Annotated in this window: 1 protein-coding gene; it reads right to left on the reverse strand. The window is 56.4% G+C overall.

Going from position 1 to position 493, the window contains the following annotated elements; genetic code table 11:
- Window positions 1-68 precede the first annotated feature (68 nt).
- Window positions 69-493 (reverse strand): magnesium transporter (locus ACTHUR_RS19165; protein ID WP_440400368.1); only part of this gene is annotated, 425 nt, incomplete at its 5' end.

Here is a 493-nt window from a genome sequence, read left to right on the forward strand (position 1 = left end):
TTTTTGCAAAGGTCTCGGCCTTTTAAACGGTTTGAAAAAGGACGTGTCGAACACGTCCTTTTTTCCTATTACAACAGGAATATGGTTGCCAATCCCAAGAAAATCAGGAAGCCGCCGGAGTCGGTGACCGCGGTAATCAGCACCGAGCTGCCCAATGCCGGGTCGCGTCCGGCTTTGTCCATCATGACGGGAATGAGGACACCGACGGTCGCGGCAAGCAAAAGGTTCAAGGTCATCGCGGCCACCATGACCAAACCGATGCCGATGTTGCCGTAGAGCAGCCATGAAATCACGCCCATCACGGTGCCCCAAATAATGCCGTTGACGAGGGCGACGCCGACTTCTTTTTTCAGCAGGCGGCCTGCCTGCGTGCTGGTCATTTGTCCCATCGCCATGGCGCGGACGATCATGGTGATGGTTTGGTTGCCGGAGTTGCCGCCGATGCCGGCGACGATGGGCATCAGCGCAGCCAGTGCGACGATTTTCTCGATAC

The sequence above is a fragment of the Neisseria sp. P0021.S007 genome, assembly GCF_051956855.1.